Source organism: Metabacillus niabensis (assembly GCF_902829255.1).
In the GTDB taxonomy this organism is placed as follows: domain Bacteria; phylum Bacillota; class Bacilli; order Bacillales; family Bacillaceae; genus Metabacillus; species Metabacillus niabensis.
This window is the reverse complement of the sequence record NZ_CADEPK010000423.1, coordinates 1-5,512: the sequence shown is the minus strand read 5'-3', so window position 1 is coordinate 5,512 and position 5,512 is coordinate 1. Positions and strand designations below refer to the sequence as shown.

General features: G+C 33.2%; 4 protein-coding genes and 1 pseudogene. All 5 read right to left on the bottom strand.

Translation table 11 applies throughout. The annotated features are described in order from the left end of the window. Positions 1-35: 35 nt before the first annotated feature. Complete coding sequence (locus tag HU235_RS23285) at positions 36-1,106, bottom strand: branched-chain amino acid aminotransferase (RefSeq protein WP_174881758.1); 1,071 nt, start codon at positions 1,104-1,106, stop codon at positions 36-38. A 703-nt stretch (positions 1,107-1,809) separates the two neighbouring features. Then, positions 1,810-2,019, bottom strand: a complete 210-nt coding sequence (locus tag HU235_RS23280) for a heavy-metal-associated domain-containing protein (protein WP_174881757.1) — start codon at positions 2,017-2,019, stop codon at positions 1,810-1,812. A 137-nt stretch (positions 2,020-2,156) separates the two neighbouring features. Continuing rightward, on the bottom strand, positions 2,157-4,244 hold the full coding sequence (locus tag HU235_RS23275; RefSeq protein ID WP_174881756.1) for a choice-of-anchor I family protein: 2,088 nt from the start codon (positions 4,242-4,244) through the stop codon (positions 2,157-2,159). 296 nt (positions 4,245-4,540) lie between these two features. Then, complete coding sequence (locus HU235_RS23270) at positions 4,541-4,984, bottom strand: GNAT family N-acetyltransferase (protein WP_174881755.1); 444 nt, start codon at positions 4,982-4,984, stop codon at positions 4,541-4,543. A 163-nt stretch (positions 4,985-5,147) separates the two neighbouring features. Next, positions 5,148-5,512: pseudogene (locus tag HU235_RS23265) on the bottom strand (hypothetical protein); the annotation flags it as partial.

The following is a 5,512-nucleotide window of genomic DNA, read 5'->3' as shown; positions in this document are numbered from 1 at the left end:
CTATTAAAAAGCGATCTCCATTTTTTTACTATTTATTAGTTAACTTCAACGATCCAATTAAATAAATCCTCATGTTTACCTGTTTGGATCCCTGTCAATGTATCATATAATTTTTTCGATAGTTCACCAGTTTCACCATTGTTAAGAACCATTTTTTCATCATTATAGAAAAATTCACCGATTGGCGAAATAACGGCCGCTGTACCTGTTCCAAATGCTTCTTCAAGGAATCCATCTTTATAGGCCTGATAAACTTCTTCCATCGATATTCTTTTCTCACTAACAGGAATGTCCCAATGCTTTAAGAGGTGAATGATTGAGTTTCTTGTTACACCCTCTAAAATGCTACCGTTAAGTGCTGGTGTTACGACTTCCCCGTTGATTTTGAAGAAAATATTCATACTGCCGACTTCTTCAATGTATTTTTTCTCAAGTCCATCTAGCCAAAGAACTTGTGAATACCCATTCTTTTCTGCATTTTCCTGTGCCTTCAAACTTGCTGCATAGTTAGCACCTGTTTTTGCTGTACCAGTTCCACCTTTAACGGCACGAACATAATTGTCCTCTACATAAATTTTTACAGGCTTAATACCTTCTTTATAATAAGAACCTACCGGTGATAGAATAATCATAAATCGATAATATTTAGATGGTGCAACACCGAGATAATATTCAGTAGGTATAATAAATGGACGAATGTAAAGGGACGTTCCAGGTGCACTTGGAATCCAATCCTTTTCAATGGAAATTAATTGCTTCAATGCCTCTGCTGCAAACTCTTCATCAATATGTGGAATACAGAGACGATCATTTGATAAGTTTAACCGTTGAAAGTTTTTGTCAGGTCTAAATAAGAAAATTTTATCCTCTTTCGTACGGTATGCTTTTAAACCTTCAAAAACCGTTTGCCCATAATGGAACACCATTGTTGATGGATAAAGACTAATTGGCTCATAAGGAACGATTCGTGGATCATACCAGCCTTTTGTCTCACTATAGTCCATTACAAACATGTGATCTGTAAATACACGTCCGAACTCTAAAGATGATGGATTCGGTTTTTCTTTTCTAGTTGTACTTAGGGTAATGTTGATCTTATTTGTCATAGCTAACTCTCCCAGTTCAAAATAAAATTAAACTTAGCTATTATCGAAATAATAACTTTCTTCTGATAACGAAATATCTGTTAACCTATTTTATAACTTTTCTCATATAATTAACAACTGTTTTTCGACAAAAGATTCAAAATAATCTATAAAAATAAAAAAATGTATTAATTGTAAACTATTTATGGAGCATTTATCTTGTTGATGAAATTCATTTTATTTAATTTTGTCTAGAGATAGTCTATATTTACTAAACTATTCATTATTCTCAACTAATAGTTTTTCAAATGGATTGATTTTCATTATTATACTCTATAACTCTTAATTCTTGTTAAAACAGTTTATTTCAATGTCTATTTTCGTACTCCCTGAGTCCCAATTCTAACTGTTTCCATTATTGTTTGTCCAGAAAGAACATATTTAACCTTTTATTACAATTCCATCACACATTCATTTTCAGCTTTATTATCATTAGTATCAAAATGATTCGATATTAATACATAGAAAAGTTTAATCTTCTTTCTATAATTATGTTCATTGCTTTCATTTAACTAGTATTAATTTGAAATCATAGTATGTCTTTTATGGAAGAAATAAAAATAAAAGTGGTAAAAGTTTGATGAAAGTATGTGGCAGCTATTACAGTAAAAAAAGAAACAGTATATACTACTGCCTCTTAATGTGTAGATTATTTAATTATCTATTATCGTTGATTAATGGCTATCCCCTTATTTTTAAGCTCTTCTATAACGTTTTCTTCACTTATTAAATCTTCATCATATTCAACCTTTAAATCACCATCATTTACATCAATTAACGCTCTTTCAACACCATCGATGGTTAAGAGAAATTTTTCAAGTTCACGGTAATTGTCTTTATTCTCATTATGTAATGTAAATGTTGCTGTTTTCATCCTGTTCACCTCCTAACGAAATTCCTTGTCGTTAGTTTTTGATGTACAGCTGATTTTATCCGAAATTTTATTTTTAAAAGAAATGTTTGAGATTTCATGATAAAAAGCATCGAAATTTCCGATGCTTTTTCAAGTGCTTAATTTTGATTCGTTTTGTGTTTTCTTAAAGCAAAAATAAAGCCAATCGCAATGATTAAAGAACCAATAAGTAATAAATTGCTATTCATCGTAGCCGTATTAGGTAATTTATTGCCTTCAGTTTTTTCTTCATTAGAATCTGTATCTATTTTATTTGTAGCAAGCTCATATTTCGTATCACTTGTGTTTTTTTGGACGGATTCATCTTGTGGTTTTTCATCCGTATTTGCTTCAGCCTCAGGTTTTGGTTCATTTTCTGGCTCTTTTACAGTCGGATCCTTTGAATCATTGACAGGCTCTGTAGGAGTCTTATCGGGAATCTCTTCTTCATTTTCATTATTGTTACCAGTGTCAGTGTTGTTGTCATTATCAACTGGTGGTTTTTCTTCGTCTACTGGGTCTGTTACTTCTATTCCGATTTGATACGCAGCAATTGTTCCAGAAACTTCATGTGCTGCTAATAAAATATTTTGACCTGTTGGGCTTTCATCAGCAGGGATAAATGTTAATCCTTCAGGTGCTACGTCTCCACTTGCTGAAGTAACCTCTTCTTCATCTGTAAAGATTCGACTTGAGAAATATCGATTAAATGACGGGTTTTCTGGGTTGCTAATATCATATATCATAATTCCGCCGATTCTTTCTAAGCCGATAAATGCATAATTTCCACCTTGAATATTAGCTACTGTAACTGTTTCTGGCTCTGGACCTTTGTCATCACTTCTGTTATCAAATTCATTTTCTGTATTACTTGCATTAAAATGTGCTTCAGAATATACGTTTTTAGTGATTTCTTCAAAATCGGCTCCACTATCATATGTTTGTTCTAAAGTATTTGCATCCCATATTGAAAATGAACGTGCACCATAGCCATATATAGCTTCGTATTTTCCTTCTTGATTCATAGGAGCAGAAGTAGTAGTCGTTAATCTTCCAAGCTGTTCATCTTCAAATAAACCATTTGTAACCATTTGATCTAGCTCTTCTTGAGAATACCCTTCAAAGAGATCTGCATTTAAATCATAGTTGGCTGCTAAATCTCCAACTCTTGCTTCTTCAGAAAAACCGTCATAGTCTTGTGCGTCACCTTCATTTGCAGTTAAAATATATGACTTTCCATTAACAGAATAAGTTGCCATTCCATCTGGCATGTACATCGATAACACAGGCCAATTACGGATATTAATTGCTTCATCCTTATTAGATGAATCTAATTTATTTTGCTCGCTAGAATAATCTTTATAACCAAGACTTTTAACCGCAACAATTTGTTTAGAATCAATATCTAACTTAGCTATTGCGTTATTTTCTTGTAAGGCTACATAAGCATATTGATCATGATCATCAACAACGATGTATTCAGGCTCAAGATTTTGCTGTGCTGTACTTTCAGCATGCACCATACGGACATCCTCATTGATAATGTCATCAGCAAAGCGAACATTTGTTACAGCTTCACCATTAATGCTTTTAGGATCTGCTGACACATCAATAATGCTTACAGAACCTTCAGGATTTACTGTATAAGCATCATTTGGTTCACCTTCATTTGCTACTAATACTTTTGAGCCATCTTTCGTAAACGTTAACATATCTGGCAGTGAACCTACTTGTACATGTGAAAGATATGCTCCATCTGTTGAAAGAAACACAACATAACCATGATCTACCTTCTCTTTTGCTGGTGCAGCAACTGCAATATATCCACCATCAGGATGGATTGCCACACTTGTTACATCAGATGCTTCAACACCTAAATCTGCTAATGTAATCTGCTTAACACGCGGAATATTCTGCTCACCTTTTTCCAAAACAGATAAATCAATAATATCTAATGCTTTTGCAGAACCGTTAACAGAGAAGGCATGATGGGATTTCGGATCATAAGCTACAATTTCCGTTCCTCCCTCATCAATTCCAGCTCCACTAGTATAACGGCCAAGTAATTCCACATGGAGAGCTTTATCAGTATCATATTGATAGGTTGTCAATTGTTCAGCAGCACGGCTATGTATTGGTGAAAGTAATAAGGTGCATGTCGCTGCAGTAATGACTGACTTTGTAAGAATGTGATGAAATTTCGACATTTTATCCTCCTAATTATAAAGTATAGTACGACATACTCATTTTATAGGAGTGATATAAAGATAATTTAAAAGTTTTGTAATGTTTATGTAAATTTTGTCTATTTTTAGTGAAAAAGCAAGCTTTTCGTTTCCTACTATTGAACCATATCGACAAGTATTTCCTTAATATTGCTTATTTCATCAAACGTTTGTTTAAAAGTAAACCTTAGATTAGTCGAAAAAACTTTATTAAAAGGACCTCATGTTTAGAAGTCCATTCATTTCATCATTATTAAAATAATAAAATATTTCCCAAATTATGCTATCGGTAGTTCATAACGATAAAATTGTGATTCACGTTTAAAACCGAATTTCTCATATAGCCGCTGTGCTTTGTTATTATCAAATGCCGTGCTTAGTTCAAGCCGAATCGCACCAGTTTCGAGCGCAAATTCCTTTGCTTTTTGTAATAAATGTGTTGCGACGCCTTGGTTTCTTCCTTCTTGAGCAACATATAAATCGTTTAGAATCCATACTTTCTTCATTGAAACTGAGGAAAAGGTTGGGTAAAGTTGGGTAAAGCCTACAGGCTTTCCGTTGTTCGTTGCTAAAAATATAATAGAGTCATTGTTTTGGAAACGTTCCTTGATATACGCTCTAGCTCCATCAATATTTGAAGGTTGCTTGTAAAACATACGGTATAAATTAAATAAGTTAGCTACTTCCTCTAGTTCATTTACTGTCGCTTGATTAATGTCCATGTTTGTTCCTCCGTAATTTCGTCGTTTTATAAGTGACCATGAGTTATTGCTATTTGTCTGTTTTGTTCGTTTCGTTTTAAAGGTCTTAAAAGTAGAAATGAAAATTTGCTAACACTTTTATTTTCTTTTCCAAGAAGTAGGAACCAACAATTTTGTAGAGCGCTTAAACAATTTTCCGTTCAATTTTCTTGAAAAAATGAGATGAAAATTCTGTCTCTCCAAGCCAATTCTCGATGATTTCACGGAACAATGTAGGATTTGCTAACGAAATGCCATGACCAACATTTTTGATGACAATTCCTTGGCAAAGCTGGTTCGCTAACACAAGGTCATAGGCTGATTTTTTCATAATTGAATTTTCTTTTTCACCAACTGTAACCAATATGTTGACATTTGCATATTGAAATTGATTTGGAATGGTATAGGACATATTCTCTTTTAAAATTCGCATAAGCGATTCTTTTTTCATTTCACAGCTTTCTTTATAATAATTAGGAAAATCATCGTGATGAATAAAAAGTGTTTTAG

Excerpts from the sequence above, each read along its gene's own strand:
- HU235_RS23280 (WP_174881757.1), bottom strand. The coding sequence starts at position 2,019 with ATGAAAACAGCAACATTTACATTACATAATGAGAATAAAGACAATTAC.
- HU235_RS23275 (WP_174881756.1), bottom strand. The coding sequence starts at position 4,244 with ATGTCGAAATTTCATCACATTCTTACAAAGTCAGTCATTACTGCAGCG.
- HU235_RS23285 (WP_174881758.1), bottom strand. The coding sequence starts at position 1,106 with ATGACAAATAAGATCAACATTACCCTAAGTACAACTAGAAAAGAAAAA.
- HU235_RS23270 (WP_174881755.1), bottom strand. The coding sequence starts at position 4,984 with ATGGACATTAATCAAGCGACAGTAAATGAACTAGAGGAAGTAGCTAAC.